Raw genomic sequence first — 21,665 nt, forward strand, 5'->3', positions numbered from 1 at the left:
TATTGATAATTAATGGGTATGGGTTGTTTTTTAGTGTTTTTACTCTATATTTTGACTTGGTGAGATCTATGTCATATTTTTGTAAGTAACATTTAATGGATGCCTCTTGTGTAAGGCTAAGTGTGATCTGTGTTTTAATTTGTTATTATTTTAAAAATTAGTTTTAAGTCCGTATATGAAGGGCGTTTCCCTCCCGTATTCTCTAGGTTCCGCTTAAATCATAGATGAGTTAAATTTGTTCGATTTGGTTGTTCCAATCGTGTTTTGAAGAGTGGTTTATAGAAGTGAGTTCGAGTTAAATGAAAACTCCCGTTGTTGATTTGTGGCTATGTTCTTTGAGTAACTTGAATGACCAGCCAGACAGTGTATCGCAGCTCAAAAATAGACTGACGGCCGACGAGATAGCCAAAGTTGAGCGCTATCGAATGCCCTCATCTCAGACTCAAGCTTTATATGTACGAAACTACCTAAGAAAGGTGCTGTCTAGCTATTCTGATTTGATGCCTGAAGAGTGGCGCTTTGAATATGGTGAGAAAGGAAAGCCAAGTTTAATTGAGAAACAACAAATAGAAACCGGCCTGAATTTCAATATCAGTCATAGCAAAGAACATTTGTTAATTGCAGTTTGCCAGAGAGAAGGGAAGCAAGTTCAGCTGGGTGTTGATATTGAACATGCAAGAAGCTCGACCAATATCGATTCGATCATGAAGCACTATTTTTCAGATAAAGAATTGACGGATTTACTTAAACTCAACAAAGAAGAACAGAGAGAACGTTTTTTCGATCTGTGGGCATTGAAAGAGTCGTACATCAAAGCGACGGGCAAGGGGCTAGCGACATCGTTGCGAAGCTTCTCGTTTGATTTCTCTAATTTGTCCAAGCAAACATTTTTGGCCGAGAAAATACTAGAACTCGGCTCATCGGATGCTAAATCAGGGTTGTATAGCGAAATCAAACTACATAGTGGGATTGGGTTGGATTTGGATTCTGTTCAAGAAGACGATATTTCTACAGCTTGGCAATGTTGCTTGGGTCGATTAGATGACCAGTACCGATTTGCTGTTACGCTTGGTGGGGCGAACCTTCCAATGCAATTAGAGATGAGAACCTTTTCGTCGTCTCATCTCTTTTAAGCGAGTTTGGTGAGACAAAATTAACTCGTTTCCCCAAGCATCGCTTTCAATACTTCGGCAGGCACTGGCAGCAGTTGCTTGTCTTTATCTAGGCAAACCATTTCAATATCACCAATCACCGCAGGTTTAGTCGCATCTTTACGCCACACTTCTTGTCGCCATAGCGTTTTGTATTTGCCATCGAGTTCAAAAGAGGTTCGGATGTCGCAGATCTCTGCGAACTCAACACCATCTTGAAAAGTCATGTTGGCTTTATATACCGCAAAACCTAATCCATGTTCATTCCACAATGTTGCCAGTTTATCGCTACCCAATACATGTTCGCGTGCACGCTCAAAGTACTTTAGAAAGTTAGGGTGATAAACCACACCTGAGTGATCGGTATCTTCATAGTAAATTTGTACTGGGTGATGGTAGATCTGGCTCATTGATATCAACTCTTATTAAGTAGCGTTGTAGTAAATCTGACTAAGTTGTGCAGCACTCTACAGGATAGGTAGAAATTACTTCAAGGCATCATCGACTATTGAGCTTTTGGTCAGACCTCATTCGGCCTTATTCATTACTAGGGCGTGTTGACCTTTCGTGGTTAAATTTTGTTCGAGATAAAAGCGTTTTAATCGCGGCGAGGGGGAAGTAGCCTAGTCATTCTAAGCAAATCTCCCTCAACAAAGAGTAAAACGCTTTTAGCCGAACCCTTCGGGCAGCGTTTGCTGGTCATTTCTACTACGTTATCGGCTTCTCATGTAGGCTAGCTACACATCAAAGCCTTTGCCTTGTATAAATACCCAGCAACTCGCTGCAAAAATCAGCTCGAAAGGTCAACACGCCCTAATATGTTGGTCAGCTTCCACCCATTTACAAATATTCTATGTGTCATTTTCCACCCATTAATTTTTGCGGCGAGTTGGTCACTACTGCAGGCCGATATCATGAAGCCTTATGGTTAAAGGCTTGTTAATGATTTGTGTTAATGTGGCGCGCTAATTGCCTTAGTGAAAGCACGCAGTTCCCATTGAAGGGCTGCTTTGTTTACTAAGGAGAATAATAATGTTTAAGCCTCTTACCCTGCTGTCTGTATCTGCTCTTGCGCTCACTAGTTTTAATGCTGCTGCAAACTGTGACCCTGGTGAAATCGTGATTAAATTCAGTCATGTAACCAATACTGATAAGCACCCGAAAGGCATCGCCGCTTCTTTACTGGAAGAGCGAGTAAACACGGAAATGAATGGCAAAGCTTGTATGCAAGTTTTCCCTAACTCAACACTTTACGATGATAATAAGGTACTGGAAGCCCTGTTAAATGGTGATGTTCAAATGGCGGCGCCATCGCTGTCTAAATTTGAGAAGTTCACTAAGAAGTACCGCATTTTTGACCTTCCTTTCCTATTTGAAGACGTAGAAGCCGTTGACCGTTTCCAAAACTCAGAATCTGGTGAAAAGCTGAAGAATGCGATGAAGCGTCGTGGTCTACAAGGCCTAGCGTTTTGGCACAATGGCATGAAACAGATGTCGGCAAACAAACCTCTTATCAGCCCTGAAGATGCAAAAGGTTTGAAATTCCGTGTTCAAGCATCAGATGTATTGGTGGCTCAGTTTGAACAGCTAGGCGCTAACCCACAAAAGATGTCTTTCAAAGAAGTGTACGGAGGCCTACAAACTAAGGTTATCGATGGCCAAGAGAACACATGGTCAAACATCTACGGTAAGAAGTTCTTCGAAGTACAAGACGGCGTGACTGAAACCAATCACGGTATCTTGGATTACCTAGTTGTAACGTCAAACGACTTCTGGAAAGACTTGCCTGAAGATGTACGCACACAACTTGGCACTATCGTTCAAGAAGTGTCTGAGACGCGTAACGCAGAATCTTCAAAAGTTAACCTAGCGAACAAAAACAACATCATCGAAGCGGGTGGTGAGGTTCGTACACTTACGCCTGAACAGCGTGAAGCATGGGTAGCTGCACTTCAACCAGTATGGAAGAAGTTTGAAAAAGACATCGGTTCAGATCTTATCGATGCAGCGTTAGCTTCAAACCAATAACACCGCTAAGGGAGTGGCGAGTGTTCGTCACTCCTTATTAAAACAATTATAAGCGGAGTCAATTATGGAAAAGCCTCAAATGGAACAACCAAATTCTAGCGAATCAGCACTGGAAACCTCTGTTTTTTCCAAAGTCGGAAGAGTTACGGATGTGATTGAAGAGTCATTAATCGCATTTTTCCTTGGCGCAATGACGCTACTTACTTTTGCCAACGTGGTATTTCGATACGCATTCAATGGCAATATCTTGTGGGCACTAGAACTGACTGTGTTCATGTTCGCTTGGATGGTGTTAGTGGGCGCATCTTATGGCGTTAAAAAACACTTCCACATTGGTGTTGATGTCATCATTAACCTTGCCCCAGAAAGGCTACGTAAAGTGTATGCGTTAATTGCCGTTGCAAGCTGCCTAGCATTCTCAATCTTACTTCTTATCGGTTCTTGGAATTATTGGTACCCGTTTGCGACTGAGCGCGCCTGGTATGAGACCGATGATATTCCAATGCCCGAGATGCTTCAGTTTCTTTCTGACTGGATGAATGAAGGCGAACGATACGAGAAACTGCCACGTTTTATTCCTTACATGGCCCTACCGATTGGTATGGCAATGCTGACGTTCCGATTCATCCAAATTGCTTATCAAGTGGCGACGGGCAAGCTTGATCGCATGATTGCAGGGCATGAAGCCGAAGAAGATCTGGATGCATTGAAAGCTGATGTGTTAGCGGGTTCTGATGAAGACGCAACAGCGGTATTGGATTCGACTAAGCAAAGCAAGGCGAACGAGTCGGGTACAAAATCTAACGGTAAGGAAGACTAATCATGGCAATGTTATTTCTGTTTTTAATGGTAATTGCTTTCATGTTGGTCGGTGTGCCAATTGCGATTTCCCTCGGTTTATCAAGCGTCATATTCTTGTTGATGCATTCAGATGCTTCTTTGGCATCCGTTGCACAAACGCTGTTTAATGCATTTGCAGGCCACTACACACTCTTAGCGATTCCTTTCTTTATCTTGGCCTCTAGCTTCATGTCCACGGGTGGTGTGGCGAAACGTATTATCCGTTTTGCTATCGCAATGGTCGGTTGGTTCCGCGGCGGTTTAGCGATGGCGTCGGTTGTGGCATGTATGATGTTCGCAGCACTATCTGGATCGTCTCCAGCAACGGTAGTAGCAATCGGTAGTATTGTTATCGCAGGCATGATCAAAAACGGCTATACAAAAGAATTCGCGGCAGGGGTTATCTGTAATGCGGGTACTTTGGGTATATTGATTCCACCGTCAATCGTGATGGTGGTATACGCAGCGGCGACTGATGTGTCGGTAGGTCGTATGTTCTTAGGCGGCGTGATTCCCGGCCTGTTGGCGGGTGTGATGTTGATGATTGCTATCTACATTGCGGCACGTATTAAGAAGATTCCCGCACAGCCATTTGTTGGCTGGGGCGAGATGTTTGCTGCTGCGAAAGACGCAAGTTGGGGCTTGCTGCTAATTGTTATCATTCTAGGTGGTATCTACGGCGGTATATTTACTCCGACAGAAGCGGCGGCAGTTGCAGCGGTTTATGCGTTCTTCATTGCCAACTTTATCTATAAAGACATGGGCCCGTTTGCGGATAAGAACAACACCAAGCCAGCACTGGTTAAAGTGTTCCAAACCTTCTTCCATAAAGACACCAAAGACACACTTTACGATGCGGGTAAATTGACGATTATGTTGCTGTTTATCATTGCTAACGCATTGATTCTTAAACACGTACTGACCGAGGAACGCATTCCTCAAATGATCACTGAGTCTATGCTATCTGCAGGCTTAGGGCCGATCACCTTCTTGATTGTAGTGAACGTTTTACTCTTGATTGGTGGTCAGTTCATGGAGCCATCAGGCTTGTTGATCATCGTGGCACCATTGGTATTTCCAATTGCCATTGCGCTCGGTATCGACCCAATTCACCTAGGTATCATGATGGTGGTGAACATGGAGATAGGGATGATAACGCCGCCTGTCGGGCTCAATTTGTTTGTGACCGCAGGTGTCGCCAAGATGTCGATGATGAACGTGGTAAAAGCCGCATTACCGTGGGTTGGCGTGATGTTCTTATTCCTGATTATCGTGACTTACGTGCCTTGGGTATCAACATGGTTACCGACCACCTTGATGGGGCCGGAAATCATAACCAAGTAGCTATTCTAAGTCCAAGTAGCTATTTGAGTCATTCACTGAGATGGGATTTAATCCATAAAAAATGAGGAGGTCACTAGACCTCCTCATCTATATTTTTACCACGATTTGAATGAGGGTTTATCTGCTCATACAGAGCGCGTTTTGCCTCTAATTCTGGCGTGTATAGATCGACATGATTGTCAGTATAAAAAATACCATCTATCTCGAAAGTATCGGTAATCGATGGCACTTTTGTTTTCTCACCCATAACGACTTCCTTATTATATTTATTGCATAGCATCCTGTTGTTTAAATAAGTATAGGTGATCTCGCTCTCAAATCTAATTTAGTTTGGTTCTACCTTATAAGATTCTTTTGTTAGTTGGTGTTTTTGCATTTTATCGTAGAGGGTTTTTCTCGGTAATTGCAGCCTCTCCATGGTCTCTTTTATGCTGCCATTGCATTCAATAAGTGCTTGCTTCAACGTATTTTTCTCAAAGTCAGATACCAGTTCTGCCAAGGAAAGTTCTTGAGCAATTTCAGGGGCGCTGTCTGACATGTGAGAAAGCTTACCTAACAACACAAAACGTTCTGCAGTATTACGTAATTCACGCACATTTCCCGGCCAATTGTGAGCTAAAAGCGCATGCAGTTCTTTTTGTGGAAGCGCAGGGGCTGTTTTCCCATAACGCGCTGCAGCGACCAGTAAGAAGTGATGGAAGAGTGCAGGGATGTCTTCTTGGCGGCTTCTTAACGGCGGTAGATCCAAGGTGACGACATTGAGTCGGTAATAAAGGTCTTGTCGAAACGTCCCTTCTTCAGCTGCTTTCTTTAGGTCGACTTTGGTGGCGGCAATCACTCGAATGTCTAGAGGGACTAAACCATTAGACCCAACCCTTTCGATGACACGTTCTTGCAAGACGCGCAACAGGCGAATTTGTGCCTGCATCGGCATAGACTCAATTTCATCTAAGAACAGAGTTCCGCCTTGAGCAAATTCAAATTTACCCACTCGCTTGCTTTCTGCGCCAGTGAATGCCCCTTTCTCATGGCCGTACAGTTCACTTTCAATCAGGTTTTCAGGGACCGCACCGCAGTTGACCGCGACGAAGTTTTGTTCTCGCCTACTGCTTTGTTCATGCAGAGAACGTGCAACCAACTCTTTACCTGTGCCTGTTTCACCAAAGAGCAATATGTCGGCATTGGTGTCGGCAACATGGGTGATGATGGAACGTAACTCGGTCATGGATTGCGTGTCACCAATGATCCTTGGGCCCAGCGCTTGGCTGGCCTTGAGTGAACGTTTTAACTCAAGGTTCTCAAGGGTGAGTTGGCGTTTTTCTATCGCTCGTTTTGTGGTTTCGATTAGACGTTCATTGGCGAAAGGTTTTTCAATGAAGTCGTAGGCGCCGTATTGGATTGCTTGAACAGCCATCGAAATATCGCCGTGACCAGTAATCATAATCACGGGAATTTCTTTGTCTTTATGCATGACGGTGTTGAGCAGGTCATGCCCCGAGATACCTGGCAAGCAGATATCAGTGATGATCACATGAGGCAATCCATTCTCTTGAATCGCGAGCAGAGCAGACTCCGCATCGGGGAAGAATTCGGCATCAATATCAGCGAGCTCGAAGCTCTGTTCAATCGCCATTCTTAGGTCAGATTCATCATCAATGAAGTAGACGTGACACATAGTTATTCCTTTACTCTTTTATACTGATTATCGCTGAGTTTTTGCTTGCTATTCTTGTTCAACAAGGGGCAACTCTATGCTGAATCGAGCACCACCTTGAGGACTGCTACCGGTAACGAGCTTGCCATTTATTCCGCTGATTATTTGTTGAGAGATTGATAGCCCAAGCCCGAGTCCGTTTTTCTTGGTGGTATGGAAGGGTTCAAAAAAGTTTCCGCTCGAAGGGGAGGTGAAGCCGGGGCCGTTATCATCGACATGAATCAGCAAGGTATTGGCTTGTTGATGGCCGGACTCCCTAATATCTAACAGAATAGCTAATTGTTTGTCGTCTTGTTGTTCCATCGCCTGAATCGCGTTGGTCAGCAGGTTAATGATCACTTGTTCCAGTTGAATTGCGTTGGCGATCACGCAAGCATCAAAGGTTTCAGGGAGTTCGTTGACCTTAACTCGCTCACTCTTGAGTTGTGGCTTCATCAGCTCTTTCGATGAATGTAATACAGGGAGTATTTGCAACTCATGCAGCTCTTCCGCGGTGGACTTCTTGGCGAAAGAGCGAAGCTGGTGGCTGATTTTCGCCATGCGTTCAGTGAGTGCCGAGATTCGCGAGAGATTGTCATCAACACGATCGGTTTTTTCTTTGGCAAGAAACAGTCGGCCATTGTCGGCATAACTGCGAATCGCAGCGAGCGGGTTATTTAGCTCGTGACTGATGCTTGCTGACATCTGCCCCAACACTGCCAGTTTGGCGGCTTGGATGAGCTCATCTTGGGTTTGCCTCAGTACATGTTCGGTTTCGATACGATGTTTGATCTCGACATGCAACTCAGATGTACGCTCAAGTACTTGAAATTCAAGTTTTTGTTTAGCTTCGGATTGCAGCCTATCTATCTGAGTGCGTCTTTGTTGTCGATGGTGATTGAGCTGCATCGTTAGATAAATAATCGCAAAGATAAGGCTCAGAACCACTAGGTAAGCCACCAGATCCCACCAAACTAAGTGTGTTGGAGAAAATACCCGTATGGTGAGTTGTGGTTCGGCTAGGAAGCGTGAAGAGCTAAAGAACTGCTCTTGGACAAGTTTGTGTGGCGACTCAATACGACTGGTCGCACTGTCTAAATCGCCGGAGAAGTGCAGGCTTTCTATTTTTGTATCGAGATACTGCCTGCTTTCTTGAATTCGAGTGTGTTGTGCTTCGCTTAGTGGCTGAAGGCTTTTGAACAGCCATTCAGGGTTACTCGACATAAATACGATCTGGTCTTTATCGTCAGCAACAAAAAAACTCTGTTTGCCTTTCCAACTTGTTTCAATCAGCGATAAATCCATCTTTACGACAATGACGCCAATAATCTCGGCGGCATAAGAGACAGGGTAAGAATAATAATAGCCTCGTTTTCCTGAGGTTGAACCTAGCGCAAAATATTGATTTTCATTATCAATAATTGCTTCTTGAAAGTAGGGGCGGAAAGCAAAGTTACGACGAATAAAAGAATGCGGTTGATTCCAGTTACTGGCCGCAATGGTGGTGCCGATGCTGTCTAGTAGGTAGGTGTCGGATGCTTGAATCACCGAGTTTACGTGCTCTAGATAACGATTAGTGAGTTCGATTTGCGCGGAGTTACTTGGAGAGTGCAGGGCATCGACCAGCTCTTTGTCCTTTGAAAGCAGTTCTGGAATGTGCGCGAACTTGTCCAATTGACTGGAAATGTGAACAGAAAAGCGGTCCAGCTTAGATTGATGATCATTTAACAAACTTTCATGGCTTGTGCTCCATACCCAATGACCGCCAAACACCATCAGTAAAGTGTATATGACCATGAATAGGCTTGGGATTCTAAAAGCTTGAAACATGAAGGCTCTCCGCTAATTTCTTTGGTAAACAATCAAGCCTGTCTTCTCTCGTTTATGGTAGCAAATAGCGGTAGTTTTTGCTGAAAGCGGAGAGTGAACAGATGGGTGTAGGTTAAGGGTTTGTAACGAGGATTGTTGAAAAAGTTATCGACTCTGAGGGGTAAAACAAGAGCAAGATCTCTTTTTAAGGTTTTTAGCAAAAAAAGCCCTCGATTCCCTTGAAAAAGTCGCTATTGTCCCCATTTCTGTTGTGCTAAGTGATGATTTGATCGTTTTTGTATCATTTAGTTGGACGAATTTAGAGCATTCATCATCAACCAGAGGTGAACGGCTCGACAGAGATTAAACAGATCGCTAGAATGTCGCGTCTAAAATTTCTGTCCTGAGGCTAATCGGAGATACCTTTCTTGTTTCTGAAAACAAGCTTTATTGCGTTTTAATCGACGCGTGAAGAACGAAGATATCGCTGATTAGTCTGGTGTTTGGTTGAATAATCAATTCAGACATCAATGCTCGATTTTAAATTAGGTGTTCGGATAGAGCACTACACAAGGATGCAGCCAACAACGTCTGCTTTTGAATTAAAGCTAAGTTACGGCTCATATGCTCAGATTACTGAGCCAGTTTTGAGGTTTATATAATGCAAGTTACTGTTGAAACGCTAGAAGGCCTAGAGCGCCGTCTTAATATTACTGTTCCTGCTGCTAACATCGAAGATGCAGTTACAGCTGAACTACGCAACATCGCGAAAAACCGTCGTTTCGATGGTTTCCGTAAAGGCAAAGTGCCAATGAAGATGGTTGCTAAAATGTACGGCAAAGCAGTACGTCAAGACGTGATGGGCGAAGTAATGCAACGTCACTTCATCGAAGCGATCGTTAAAGAGAAAATCAACCCAGCTGGCGCACCAACTTTCGCACCAGTTGAAAACAACGAAGGCGCTGACCTAGTATTCAACGCAACTTTTGAAGTTTACCCAGAAGTTGAGCTGAAAGGTCTAGAAAACATCACTGTTGAGAAACCAGCAGTAGAAGTTAAAGAAGCTGACGTTGAAGAGATGATCGAAACTCTACGTAAGCAACAAGCAACTTGGACTGAAGTTGAAGCTGCTGCTGACGCTGGTTCTCGTGCAACTATCGACTTCGTTGGTTCTATCGACGGTGAAGAGTTTGAAGGTGGCAAAGCTGAGAACTTCCCACTAGAGATGGGCGCTGGTCGCATGATCCCTGGCTTCGAAGACGGTATCGTTGGTAAAACAGCAGGTATGGAATTCGAAATCGAAGTAAACTTCCCAGAAGATTACCACGCTGAAAACCTAAAAGGTAAAGCAGCTAAGTTCTCTATCAAGCTGAACAAAGTTGAAGCTCGTGAGCTTCCAGAACTAAACGAAGAATTCGTTTCTAAGTTCGGTGCTGCTGACGGCGTTGAAGGTCTTAAAGCTGAAGTTCGTAAGAACATGGAGCGTGAGCTTAAGCAAGCTGTTAAGAACCGCATCAAAGAGCAAGCTATCGACGGTCTAGTTAACGAAAACAACATCGACGTACCTTCTGCTCTTATCGATCAAGAAATCGGTGTTCTACGTCAACAAGCTGCTCAACGTTTTGGTGGCAACACTGAAGCTGCTGACCAACTTCCACGTGAGCTGTTCGAAGAGCAAGCTAAACGTCGCGTAGTTGTAGGTCTTCTTCTTGGTGAAGTAATCAAGACTGAAGAACTAAAAGCTGACGACGAGAAAGTTAAAGCTATCATCGAAGAGATGGCTACAGCATACGAAGATCCAACAGAAGTTATTGCTTACTACGAGCAAAACGAGCAAATGATGAACAACATGCGCAATGTTGCTCTAGAAGAGCAAGCTATTGATGCAATCATCGCTAAAGCTCAAGTTTCTGATAAAGAAGTTAGCTTCAACGAGCTAATGAATCAGCAACCTGCTTAATATAGTAATATCTGACGTAGAAGGTTGACGTACGGTCAACAATTCTGCTAACAATGGTCCGTATGATTTAATCATTCGGGCCATTTATTTTAGGGACATAAGAATATGAGCTACCAAGAAAAAAACACAATGCCATCGATTATGGACGCACTAGTTCCTATGGTGGTTGAACAGACTTCCCGTGGTGAACGTTCTTACGATATTTATTCTCGTCTATTAAAAGAACGTATCATTTTCTTAACCGGTCAAGTGGAAGACCACATGGCAAATCTTGTCGTGGCTCAACTGCTTTTCTTGGAATCAGAAAACCCAGACAAAGATATCTATCTTTACATCAACTCACCTGGCGGTAGCGTAACAGCAGGCATGTCTATCTACGACACAATGCAGTTCATCAAGCCAAACGTGAGCACAGTATGTATGGGTCAAGCTTGCTCTATGGGTGCATTCTTACTAGCGGGTGGTACTCCTGGTAAGCGTCACGTGCTTCCAAACTCACGTGTAATGATTCACCAGCCACTTGGCGGCTTCCAAGGCCAAGCGTCTGATATTCAAATTCACGCGCAAGAAATCCTAACGATCAAACAAAAGCTAAACAAACTATTGGCAGAGCACACTGGTCAGCCTCTAGAAGTTGTTGAGCGCGATACAGATCGTGATAACTTCATGTCTGCTGATCAAGCAGTAGAATACGGCTTGGTGGATTCAGTTCTTAATCACCGCGGTCAATAATTGCAGGGCAATTGTTTAACGCAAAGTGATTCAAATTGATATACACTCAAGCATAGAGAGTTAAGGCTAAGAGGTTAGCGAATGACAGACAAAAGCAAAGAGGGTGGTAGCGGTAAACTGCTTTACTGCTCTTTCTGTGGCAAAAGCCAACACGAAGTTCGCAAGTTAATCGCAGGTCCTTCTGTTTACATTTGTGATGAATGTGTCGATCTTTGTAACGACATTATTCGTGAAGAAATTAAAGATGTTCTTCCTAAGAAAGAATCTGAATCGCTGCCAACGCCGCGTGAGATTCGTGAGCATCTTGACGACTATGTAATCGGTCAAGAATACGCGAAGAAAGTGCTAGCAGTTGCAGTTTATAACCACTACAAGCGTTTACGTAATGGTGATACGACAGCTGAAGGCGTAGAGCTAGGTAAGAGTAACATTCTTCTTATCGGTCCTACTGGTAGTGGTAAAACGCTACTTGCTGAAACACTGGCTCGTTTCCTAGACGTTCCTTTCACAATGGCAGACGCAACAACACTAACCGAAGCGGGTTACGTGGGTGAAGATGTTGAAAACATCATCCAGAAGTTGCTTCAGAAATGTGATTACGACGTAGCGAAAGCGGAACGTGGCATTGTTTACATCGATGAAATCGATAAGATTTCTCGTAAAGCTGAAAACCCATCCATCACGCGTGACGTGTCTGGTGAAGGTGTACAGCAAGCTCTACTAAAACTTGTTGAAGGTACAGTTGCTTCAGTTCCACCTCAAGGTGGTCGTAAGCATCCACAGCAAGAGTTCTTGCAAGTGGACACGTCTAAGATCCTATTTATCTGTGGTGGTGCGTTTGCAGGCCTAGATAAAGTGATTGAACAGCGTGTAGAAACAGGTTCAGGTATCGGTTTTGGCGCAGAAGTGCGTTCAAAAGACGAAACCAAAACTATTGGTGAGTTGTTCACTCAAGTAGAACCTGAAGATCTAGTGAAGTACGGTCTGATTCCAGAATTCATTGGTCGTCTACCTGTGACAACAACACTGACAGAGCTTGATGAAGAAGCGCTAATCCAAATCCTATGCGAGCCAAAGAATGCACTGACAAAACAGTACGCAGCATTATTTGAGCTTGAGGATACAGAGTTAGAATTCCGTGAAGACGCCCTACGCGCAATTGCTAAGAAAGCAATGAACCGTAAAACAGGTGCTCGTGGTCTACGCTCTATCTTGGAGGGTGTTCTACTAGAAACTATGTACGAACTGCCATCTTCAACTGATGTAAGCAAGGTTGTGATTGATGAGTCTGTAATTAATGGTGAGTCAGAACCACTGTTGATTTACAGCAACTCAGATAATCAAGCAGCTGTTGCAGAGTAGGTCTTTTTTAGACAAGTCACTCAAATTGAAAAAGGAGGTAAGCAATTACCTCCTTTTTTTTATTCTTCCATTGAATCCAGTCGTTTAAGCCCCATATACTGCTTTATAAGTTAAAGCGGAAGAGAGAAATATATGAACTTGGAACGTTCCGAGCGTATCGAAATCCCCGTGCTACCTCTACGTGATGTAGTGGTTTACCCACACATGGTTATTCCATTGTTTGTCGGTCGTGAAAAATCGATTACATGCCTTGAATCGGCAATGGAAGCTAACAAACAAGTACTACTTGTAGCGCAGAAAGAAGCGGACACTGATGAGCCTTCAATCGACGACCTATTTAACGTAGGTACAGTCGCTACTATTCTTCAGTTACTAAAGCTCCCTGATGGTACGGTTAAAGTACTTGTTGAAGGTCAGCAGCGTGCAAAAATTCACCAGTTCAAAGAAAGTGAATTCTTCTTAGCGGATGCCGAATACGTTGTTACCTCAGAACTTGACGAAAAAGAACAAGAAGTGGTTGTTCGCAGTGCGATCAATCAATTCGAAGGCTTTATTAAGCTAAACAAAAAGATTCCACCAGAGGTTCTAACGTCTCTGAACGGTATTGATGAGGCCGCTCGCCTTGCTGATACCATTGCTGCGCACATGCCACTCAAACTGGTAGACAAGCAGCACGTTCTAGAAATCTTAGATGTCACTGAACGTCTGGAATTCTTGATGGGCCAAATGGAGTCAGAAATTGACATCCTGCAAGTTGAAAAACGCATCCGTGGCCGCGTTAAGAAGCAGATGGAAAAATCTCAGCGTGAGTACTACCTGAATGAGCAAATGAAAGCGATTCAGAAAGAACTTGGCGAGATGGACGACGCACCTGATGAATTCGAGACTCTGAAGAAGAAGATCGAAGATTCTAAGATGCCTCAAGAAGCTCGTGAAAAAACCGAGCAAGAACTGCAAAAACTGAAAATGATGTCGCCAATGTCTGCTGAAGCAACGGTAGTACGTAGCTACATTGATTGGATGGTGGGTGTTCCTTGGGCTAAGCGTTCAAAAGTGAAAAAGAATTTAGCGAAAGCGGAAGAGATCTTAAACGAAGATCACTACGGCTTAGAGCGTGTTAAAGAACGTATTCTTGAATACTTGGCAGTACAAAACCGTATCAACAAGCTAAAAGGTCCAATCCTTTGTCTTGTTGGTCCTCCTGGTGTAGGTAAAACCTCGCTAGGTCGTTCGATTGCTGCGGCAACGGGTCGTAAGTACACGCGTATGGCGCTTGGTGGTGTTCGTGATGAAGCTGAGATTCGTGGTCACCGTCGTACGTACATCGGCTCACTTCCGGGTAAACTGATTCAGAAGATGTCTAAAGTTGGTGTTAAGAACCCACTGTTCCTATTAGATGAGATCGATAAGATGTCTTCTGATATGCGTGGCGACCCATCTTCAGCGCTTCTAGAAGTTCTAGATCCAGAGCAAAACAACGCATTTAACGATCACTATCTAGAAGTCGATTACGATCTGTCTGATGTGATGTTCGTGGCAACGTCTAACTCAATGGACATTCCTGGCCCACTACTGGACCGTATGGAAGTAATTCGCCTGTCTGGTTACACAGAAGATGAAAAGCTGAACATTGCTAAGAGCCACCTGTTGGACAAGCAAGTTCAACGCAACGGTCTGAAGCCTCATGAGATTGAGATTGAAGACTCTGCAATCATCGGCATTATTCGTTATTACACGCGTGAAGCAGGTGTACGTAGCCTAGAGCGTGAAATCTCTAAGATCTGCCGTAAAGCAGTTAAGAATATCCTGCTAGACAGTAGCCTTAAGTCTGTAACGGTTAACATTGATAACCTGAAAGAGTACTTGGGTGTTCAACGTCATGACTTCGGTAAGGCGGATGAGAGTAACCGTATCGGTCAAGTGACTGGTTTAGCGTGGACTCAAGTTGGTGGCGATCTACTGACTATCGAAACTGAATCAATGCCAGGTAAAGGTAAGCTAACGCAAACCGGTTCTCTTGGTGATGTGATGAAAGAATCGATTCAAGCGGCAATGACTGTGGTTCGTTCTCGTGCGGAAAATCTGGGTATTAATTCAGATTTCTACGAGAAGCGTGATATTCACGTTCACGTACCTGAAGGTGCAACACCAAAAGACGGCCCGAGTGCGGGTATCGCAATGTGTACTGCATTAGTGTCTAGCTTGACGGGTAACCCTGTTAAAGCTGAGGTCGGTATGACAGGTGAAATTACCCTTCGTGGTGAAGTTTTACCTATCGGTGGCTTGAAAGAAAAACTGCTTGCAGCACACCGTGGCGGTATCAAAACTGTACTGATTCCTAAAGACAATGAGCGTGATTTGGAAGAGATTCCAGACAACGTAATCGCTGACTTGAAAGTGATTCCGGTTCAGTGGATTGATGAAGTACTTAAAGTAGCGCTAGAACGAGATCCGTCAGGGGTCGAGTTTGACGTGAAAAAATAGTGATGCATAGCAAAAATAAGTAAAGAATTACGCTGATAGGCCCGAAAAGGCTTGTCAGCGTTTTTTTTGGACGCTAAGTTATTGATCAAAGCTGCAGCCCTTTTGCAATAAGGCTTGCGGCTAAATTAAAACCAAAATGGAACGTACAGTCATCAAGAAGTAGTCACAGATGACACATAGGGGAAAAACAGTGAATAAAACACAACTAGTAGAATCAATCGCAGAAAACGCAGACATCTCTAAAGCTTCAGCTGGCCGTGCTCTAGACGCATTCATCGAAGCAGTTGGCACAACGCTACAATCAGGCGACCAAGTTGCACTTGTTGGCTTTGGTACTTTCAGTGTTCGTACTCGTGCTGCTCGTACAGGTCGTAACCCAAAAACTGGTGAAGAGATCCAAATCGCAGAAGCTAAAGTACCTGGCTTCAAAGCGGGTAAAGCACTTAAAGACGCATGTAACTAATTTTCACTGCTGAAACCTCCATTTTAAGAGGGGAAGGTAGTAAAATGCGTTTACTGTTTGAAAAATGATGTTTCATTCTTAAACAGTATGTGTCCAAAGCACATTGAACTTATTTAAATTATGCGCATCCTACTGATGCGCATTTCTTTTTCTGATAATATCGCGTGAATAGATTTTTATTTTGAAGCCAATGCTTCATATCCGGAGAGCACTTAAATTATGATGGATCGATTACGCGAAGGCGTGAATAGCATCGCGGTAAAAATTATCCTTGGGTTGATTATCCTGTCATTCGTATTCGCAGGTGTAGGCAGCTACATCACCGGTGGCGGTAACAACGCAGCAGCTAAAGTTGGCAACACAGAAATTGCTCGTGGTGAGTTCGAACAGGCTTACCAAAACGAACGTAATCGTATGCAGTCGCAACTTGGCGATTACTTCGCTCAAATGCTTGCAGACCCTGCATACGTAGAGTCTTTCCGTAAATCAGTACTTGATCGCATGATCAACGACGTTTTACTTGAGCAGCAAGCTGAGTCTCTAGGCCTACGAATCAGTGATTCTCAAATCCGTACCATGATTCTAGAAATGCCTCAGTTCCAAACGGCTGGTCAATTCGACCAAGAAGTTTACCAATCAGCACTACGTCGTGCGGGTTTCAGCGCAGAAAGCTTCGCTGAATACATGCGTCGTGATCTAATGCGCAACCAACTTGTTACTGCCCTACAAGGCAGCGAATTTGTTCTTCAAGGCGAAATCGACACGCAAAGTAAACTGATTGCTCAAACTCGTGACATTCGTACAGTGACACTGTCTGTTGCTGATCTAGCGAAAAACATCAAGCTAACTGACGAGCAAATCGAACAGTACTATTCTGTGAACCCTCAAGCTTACACTCGTCCAGAGCAAGCTAAGGTGTCTTACATCGAGCTTTCAGCTGAAGCACTTAAGTCTCAGCTTGAAGTAAGCGATGAAGAAGCACAGAAATACTATCAAGAGCACCTAGACAAGTACTCAACTGAAGAGCAACGTAAAGTTAGTCACATCTTAGTTCAAGGCGATGACGAAGCGAAAGCTCAGTCAATCCTAGACGAGCTAAATGCAGGCGCTGATTTTGCTACGCTAGCGGAAGAGAAATCTGACGACTTCGGTAGTGCAGATGTTGGCGGTGACTTAGGTTGGATTGAACGCGATGTTATGGACCCAGCATTCGAAGACGCGGCTTTCGCTCTTGAGAATATTGGCGATACTACTGGCCTAGTTAAATCTGATTTTGGCTACCACATCATCAAGCTAGATGAAGTAAAAACGTCTCAAGCTCAGCCTTATACAGAAGTAGCGGCTGAGATTAAGCAAGAACTACTAGATCAGCATGCTGTAGACCAGTTCTACGAACAGCAAACTGAACTAGAAAAAGTAGCGTTTGAATTCCCAGATTCTTTGGATGATTCTGCTGAAGCTATCAATGCGAAGATCACGACAACTGATTTCATCTCTCAAGTTGACGCTCCGGAAGTTCTGATGACGCCTGCAGTTATGCAAGCTATCTTGAGCCCTGAAGTGAAAGAAGACGGTCTAAACTCTGAAGTTATCGAAGTGGCTCCTGAACACGTGATCGTTGTTCGTGTAGAAGAGACTCGCGACGAGACAGTTCTTCCTCTAGCTGAAGTGAAAGATCAAGTTGTCGCTGCATTGTCTGCTGTACAAGCTGAGCAACAAGCGGTTGAACTAGGTGTTTCTCTAGTGAACGAACTAAAGCAAGGCAATGAAGCAGTGCTAGCGGACAACAATCTTGAGTTCACTGAACTTGAAACGATTGACCGCAACTCTCCGTTAGCAGCATCTGTATTCGCTCTAGCGAAACCAGAAGCAGGCCAAGCTGTGTTCGGTCAATCTAAAGACCAAGACGGTAACATCGTTGTTGTTGAGCTTTCTAAGGTAACGGCTGAAATCAACCCAGCTTACAGCACTCAAATTGGTGCACAGTTGGAACGAGTTGGTAACCAACAAGATCTGACTAACGTACTAAACGTACTTCGTAAAAACGCAGACGTTGAATACTACGTAGTAGGCCAAGGTCAGTAAGCATCGATTAGCCCGGTAGTTAAGCCTGTTTGGTTACTGACTACCGAGAGTCACATGCGATGGTTGTTGTTTTTCAAATTAGGTTTATTCGATAAATCAGATTTGTGAGCCAACAAACACACTGATGAAAACAAGATGTATAACGAAGCGGGTCACTTAGGTGACCCGCTTTATTTTTGTCTGGTGATTGTGTTATCTAGTGCGGCAAATGCATAAGTTACCTTTTTTTGTACAAAGGAACGATTTATGCGCACGATATATTCAACACTACTTCTTTCATTTCTGATGCTCTTAAGCCCTGCAGTGTTTGCAGACAGCCCAACTAAAGCTGAGCTTTACGATGGCATTGAGATTACGGTTAACATCAATACCGCGACAGCAGAAGAGCTATCAGCACTACTGGTTGGTGTTGGTGACAAAAAAGCCCAAGAGATTGTCGACTACAGAGAGCAGAACGGGGCGTTTACAACTGCTGATGGCTTGGCGAGTGTCAAAGGGATAGGTGAAGCGACAGTTAAAAAGAACCGCGAAAGAATTCAGCTTTGATCCGTTTCTTTATTGGTTAGGTATAGAACGATAGCTATGAAGCCCCCGACCAGAGCACCTGCTAGGTGGGCTTCAATTGCGACACGAGCGTTAATCAGTTCGCCAGTCGTGCTAGAGGGGCCAAAAAGCTGCTCCCAAGCGATTTTAGCTACTAACCCCAACACTAATAGCCAACTAGATTTCCTGCCGTTTAAAGCTTCTCTGAGCGCGAATAAGCCAAACAGTCCATGCAAAGTGCCCGATAGGCCAACGTAGATCTGAATACTCGAAAATAACAGAGCGCCCCCAGTCACTAAACTAATCACTAGCAAAGCAACAATAAGCTGTTTTTTACTCGGTTGAAACAGGTAGCTGATGATCCACAAGCCTGCTAGATTCATTAGAAGGTGTGAGGTGTTGGTATGTGAAAAATTTCCTGTTAGGATTCGCCACCATTGCCCATCGGCAATCGCATTGCTATCCCAAACGACCCAAGTTTGTATTGGTTCAATTTGGAATAAGACGCATAAAAGTGAAGTGAAAATTAAAACAGGGTACACATTAAATCCATGTCTCGTTATTGCCCCCAATGCAGCAAGGCTTTGAAAGCTTGTATTTGTCAGTGGGTTACACCACTCGAATCGAATGTTGAGCTTATCATTCTTCAGCACCCATCAGAAGAGCATCGTCCGATGGGAACTGCGCGTATCCTCTCGTTATCTCTAAATAACAGTGTGACGTTTGTCGGTGAAGACTTTTCAGATAATAAAAAATTGAACGCGTTGCTGGCCGATGAGGGTTACCAACACGTGATTTTGTACCCAAGTGAGCACTCTGTGTCTGTTGATTCTGCAACATGCCCAAGCAAAAAAATGCGTGTGATTCTATTGGATGGTACGTGGAAGAAGGCATTTAAGATGTGGCAGGTGTCGAGTAACTTGCACGGGTTGCAAACCGTTCACCTACCCAAAGACCTTAAAGGTAATTACCGAATCCGCAAAGCGCCAAGTGAAAACAGCCTTTCGACTGTAGAGGCGGGTTATCACCTGTTGAGCTTGTTGGAAAATGACCGAGACTTTAGCCCTTTGCTAACGGCATTTGACCAGATGATTCAGTTTCAAATCAATCAGATGCCGCCGGGCGTATTTGAGAAAAACTACTTAGATTAAGATTAAGCCGTTTCACGAGCACGAGTCAGAAATTAAAACTCTGTATGCGCTGAAAACAATTGTTGATGCATTTTTTGTGCAAGATCATCAGTCATTGACGAAATGTAATCGGCAATCACGCGCATCTTTCTCGATTCATCTTCATGCTTTAGCCATTGCTTCTTGATTGGCAGTGGTAGCAAGCGTTCAGGGTCAGCACTGAATGCCTCAAACATGTCCATGATGATCTGTTGACCCTTATATTCGATGACTTGAACCTGTGGCACTTGAATTACGAACTCGCTGACAAAGTGTTTCAGCTTTTCGAGCGTGCCGTCCATGCTTGGTTCAAGCACGGCATTGTAAGCCAAAAGCACATTCTCAAAGCCTGCATCGACTCGCTTAATCGAGATACTGGTCAGTAGCGCATTAACTATTCCGCCAATGGCGTCTTTACGGCGGTATTGTTCTCCAGAAAACAGCATTTCGGTAATTGAATTTAGGTGCTCGCAAATCCAAGGGTCGGCCATCTCTTTCAATTGAGGATAAGCAGATTCAACCCATTGCGCTTTGGTCACTGAACCAAGCACAATCGCATCTTCTAAATCGTGCACGCCATAAGCAATGTCATCAGCAAGCTCCATAATCGAACAATCAAGTGACTTATATTTGGTCTTATTATGCTCAAGAGGCTCGGTGTGTGCTTTTCTTTTCTGTTTGAGAAGCTGCTGGTCGTTTGTTGAGAGCGGCTCCAGTACCCAGTTAAACAGCTCTTCATCATGATCGTAGATGCCTTTGGCTGGCATCCAATCTTTGGCTCGGAGCTGTCGTTGATGCTTTACTGGCTTGGACTGCAATTTAGCTTGAACCTCACTCAGTAGAGAAGGGTACTTAATAAGGCCTAACAAAGTGCGTCGAGATAGGTTCATCCCGTGATGCTCGGTGTAAGGTTCTAGCTGTGTGACAATGCGAAACGTTTGGGCGTTGCCTTCAAAGCCTCCGTGGTCACGCATCATATAATTGAGTGCGACTTCGCCGCCATGTCCATAAGGTGGATGACCTATGTCGTGAGCCAAGCAAAGTGAATCAATCAAACTGTCTGAGGGTAATAGGTCTCGAAACTCGGGCTGCTTTTTTTTCAGTTGGGCAACGATGCCGGTACCAAGTTGTGCGGCTTCGAGCGAGTGGGTAAGGCGTGTTCGGTGAAAATCATTGACCGTAGTACCATGAATCTGGGTTTTAGCTTGTAGACGACGGAAAGCAGCAGAGTGAAGCACGCGCGCACGGTCACGCTGATACGGGCTGCGGTGATCATCACGTCTTATTTTATGTTCATCGTCATTTCGATGCTGCCATTCTTGTTCGAGTACAAAGGGTGGTTCGAGTAGAGAATTCAAAATAGCACCTATCAAATTGATTTTATTTAGCTAATTAAAAACAACTTATACCCACCTAGCTTATCTCGTCTAGTGATAATTCGAAGCTGGGAGCAAATGTGGTGAGAAAGTAGTCCATTTCTGGGCTTTTGCGTTGTTCGAGTGTCTCTTCTAATCGACGTTTGGCTTGCTCGTATTCATGGTTGCCGGCACTGAGCTCTTCCAAGCATTTCAGGTAAGCACAGATGGTGTCGGCCTGCTTGACGATGCTTTGCTCTTCTTTACTCGCCGTTCCAGATATTAAGAAGGGAGCGAAGTCGTCTCGGAACTCTTCTGGCAACATAGAAAGCAGTCTTTGTTCTGCTGCGGCTTCTATCTTCTTATACTCTTGGGCGATGTCTGGGTTGTAGTATTTAACTGGCGTTGGCAAATCTCCAGTCAGTACCTCACTGGTATCGTGGTACATGCCAAGCAGAGCAATGTGCTCTGGGTTAAGCTGCCCATCAAACTTCTTGTTTTTGATGAGCGCCAAGGCGTGTGCGACGAAAGCCACCTGTAGGCTATGTTCTGAAATATTCTCGCTTGAGACAGAGCGCATTAGAGGCCAACGTTGAATCAGCTTCATACGTGCGAGATGCGCAAAAAAATGGCTTTGTTTCATAAGA

The 21,665-nt window shown here is 44.2% G+C and carries 19 protein-coding genes and 1 pseudogene; 13 read left to right on the forward strand and 7 right to left on the reverse strand.

Features of this window, described 5'->3' with window-relative positions; all coding sequences use genetic code 11:
- Positions 1-299: 299 nt before the first annotated feature.
- Positions 300-1,133: a 4'-phosphopantetheinyl transferase superfamily protein gene (locus tag ITG09_04945; protein UPR52984.1), complete on the forward strand. Its 834-nt coding sequence runs from the start codon at positions 300-302 to the stop codon at positions 1,131-1,133.
- Positions 1,134-1,153: 20 nt separating this feature from the next.
- Here ITG09_04945 and ITG09_04950 read toward each other — a convergent pair whose 3' ends face one another.
- Positions 1,154-1,561 (reverse strand): thioesterase family protein, encoded by a 408-nt coding sequence (locus ITG09_04950; GenBank protein ID UPR52985.1) that lies wholly within the window; start codon positions 1,559-1,561, stop codon positions 1,154-1,156.
- Positions 1,562-2,183: 622 nt separating this feature from the next.
- On the opposite strand from ITG09_04950, the gene ITG09_04955 reads away from it, so the two are divergent.
- The 3 genes from ITG09_04955 (at position 2,184) to ITG09_04965 (ending at position 5,363) form a co-directional block, all read left to right on the forward strand.
- Positions 2,184-3,179 carry a TRAP transporter substrate-binding protein gene (locus ITG09_04955; GenBank protein ID UPR52986.1) on the forward strand — a complete coding sequence of 332 codons (996 nt, stop codon included), beginning with the start codon at positions 2,184-2,186 and terminating at the stop codon, positions 3,177-3,179.
- Positions 3,180-3,243: 64 nt separating this feature from the next.
- Entirely contained in the window at positions 3,244-3,999 is a 756-nt protein-coding gene (locus ITG09_04960) for a TRAP transporter small permease (GenBank protein UPR52987.1), read from the forward strand.
- A gap of 2 nt (positions 4,000-4,001) precedes the next feature.
- Entirely contained in the window at positions 4,002-5,363 is a 1,362-nt protein-coding gene (locus tag ITG09_04965) for a TRAP transporter large permease (protein UPR52988.1), read from the forward strand.
- A 73-nt stretch (positions 5,364-5,436) separates the two neighbouring features.
- On the opposite strand, the gene ITG09_04970 is transcribed toward ITG09_04965, so the two are convergent.
- From ITG09_04970 to ITG09_04980, 3 genes are all read right to left on the reverse strand, one after another.
- Positions 5,437-5,610, reverse strand: a complete 174-nt coding sequence (locus ITG09_04970; protein UPR52989.1) for a hypothetical protein — start codon at positions 5,608-5,610, stop codon at positions 5,437-5,439.
- A gap of 78 nt (positions 5,611-5,688) precedes the next feature.
- Positions 5,689-7,038 (reverse strand): sigma-54-dependent Fis family transcriptional regulator, encoded by a 1,350-nt coding sequence (locus ITG09_04975; protein UPR52990.1) that lies wholly within the window; start codon positions 7,036-7,038, stop codon positions 5,689-5,691.
- 48 nt (positions 7,039-7,086) lie between these two features.
- Entirely contained in the window at positions 7,087-8,886 is a 1,800-nt protein-coding gene (locus ITG09_04980; GenBank protein ID UPR52991.1) for a sensor histidine kinase, read from the reverse strand.
- 151 nt (positions 8,887-9,037) lie between these two features.
- Between ITG09_04980 and ITG09_04985 the strand changes: the two are divergent.
- The 8 genes and pseudogenes from ITG09_04985 (at position 9,038) to ITG09_05020 (ending at position 18,497) form a co-directional block, all read left to right on the forward strand.
- Positions 9,038-9,272: pseudogene (locus ITG09_04985) on the forward strand (hypothetical protein).
- Between the two features lie 254 nt (positions 9,273-9,526).
- Positions 9,527-10,825, forward strand: coding sequence for a trigger factor (tig, locus tag ITG09_04990; GenBank protein UPR52992.1), 1,299 nt, complete (start codon positions 9,527-9,529; stop codon positions 10,823-10,825).
- Positions 10,826-10,930: 105 nt separating this feature from the next.
- The gene (clpP, locus tag ITG09_04995; protein UPR52993.1) at positions 10,931-11,557 is read left to right on the forward strand and encodes an ATP-dependent Clp endopeptidase proteolytic subunit ClpP; all 627 of its coding nucleotides are present in this window, start codon (positions 10,931-10,933) and stop codon (positions 11,555-11,557) included.
- An 81-nt stretch (positions 11,558-11,638) separates the two neighbouring features.
- Complete coding sequence (gene clpX / locus ITG09_05000) at positions 11,639-12,919, forward strand: ATP-dependent protease ATP-binding subunit ClpX (protein UPR52994.1); 1,281 nt, start codon at positions 11,639-11,641, stop codon at positions 12,917-12,919.
- Between the two features lie 132 nt (positions 12,920-13,051).
- Positions 13,052-15,403, forward strand: a complete 2,352-nt coding sequence (gene lon, locus ITG09_05005; protein ID UPR52995.1) for an endopeptidase La — start codon at positions 13,052-13,054, stop codon at positions 15,401-15,403.
- 190 nt (positions 15,404-15,593) lie between these two features.
- Complete coding sequence (locus tag ITG09_05010; GenBank protein ID UPR52996.1) at positions 15,594-15,866, forward strand: HU family DNA-binding protein; 273 nt, start codon at positions 15,594-15,596, stop codon at positions 15,864-15,866.
- Between the two features lie 219 nt (positions 15,867-16,085).
- Complete coding sequence (gene ppiD, locus ITG09_05015) at positions 16,086-17,951, forward strand: peptidylprolyl isomerase (protein ID UPR52997.1); 1,866 nt, start codon at positions 16,086-16,088, stop codon at positions 17,949-17,951.
- A 246-nt stretch (positions 17,952-18,197) separates the two neighbouring features.
- Positions 18,198-18,497, forward strand: a complete 300-nt coding sequence (locus ITG09_05020) for a ComEA family DNA-binding protein (protein UPR52998.1) — start codon at positions 18,198-18,200, stop codon at positions 18,495-18,497.
- Here ITG09_05020 and rrtA read toward each other — a convergent pair.
- A complete protein-coding gene (gene rrtA / locus ITG09_05025; GenBank protein UPR52999.1) occupies positions 18,488-19,036 on the reverse strand; it encodes a rhombosortase in 549 nt (182 codons plus the stop codon). The genes ITG09_05020 and rrtA overlap by 10 nt on opposite strands.
- Before the next feature lie 9 nt (positions 19,037-19,045).
- Here rrtA and ITG09_05030 point away from each other — a divergent pair, with 9 nt between their 5' ends.
- Positions 19,046-19,645, forward strand: coding sequence for a DTW domain-containing protein (locus ITG09_05030; protein ID UPR53000.1), 600 nt, complete (start codon positions 19,046-19,048; stop codon positions 19,643-19,645).
- Positions 19,646-19,677: 32 nt separating this feature from the next.
- Here ITG09_05030 and ITG09_05035 read toward each other — a convergent pair whose 3' ends face one another.
- Both ITG09_05035 and yfbR read right to left on the reverse strand, forming a co-directional pair.
- Entirely contained in the window at positions 19,678-21,021 is a 1,344-nt protein-coding gene (locus ITG09_05035) for a deoxyguanosinetriphosphate triphosphohydrolase family protein (protein ID UPR53001.1), read from the reverse strand.
- Between the two features lie 55 nt (positions 21,022-21,076).
- Complete coding sequence (yfbR, locus tag ITG09_05040; protein ID UPR53002.1) at positions 21,077-21,661, reverse strand: 5'-deoxynucleotidase; 585 nt, start codon at positions 21,659-21,661, stop codon at positions 21,077-21,079.
- Positions 21,662-21,665: the final 4 nt, after the last annotated feature.

Origin of the sequence: Vibrio cyclitrophicus, assembly GCA_023206055.1 — a bacterium.
Taxonomy (GTDB): domain Bacteria; phylum Pseudomonadota; class Gammaproteobacteria; order Enterobacterales; family Vibrionaceae; genus Vibrio; species Vibrio cyclitrophicus_A.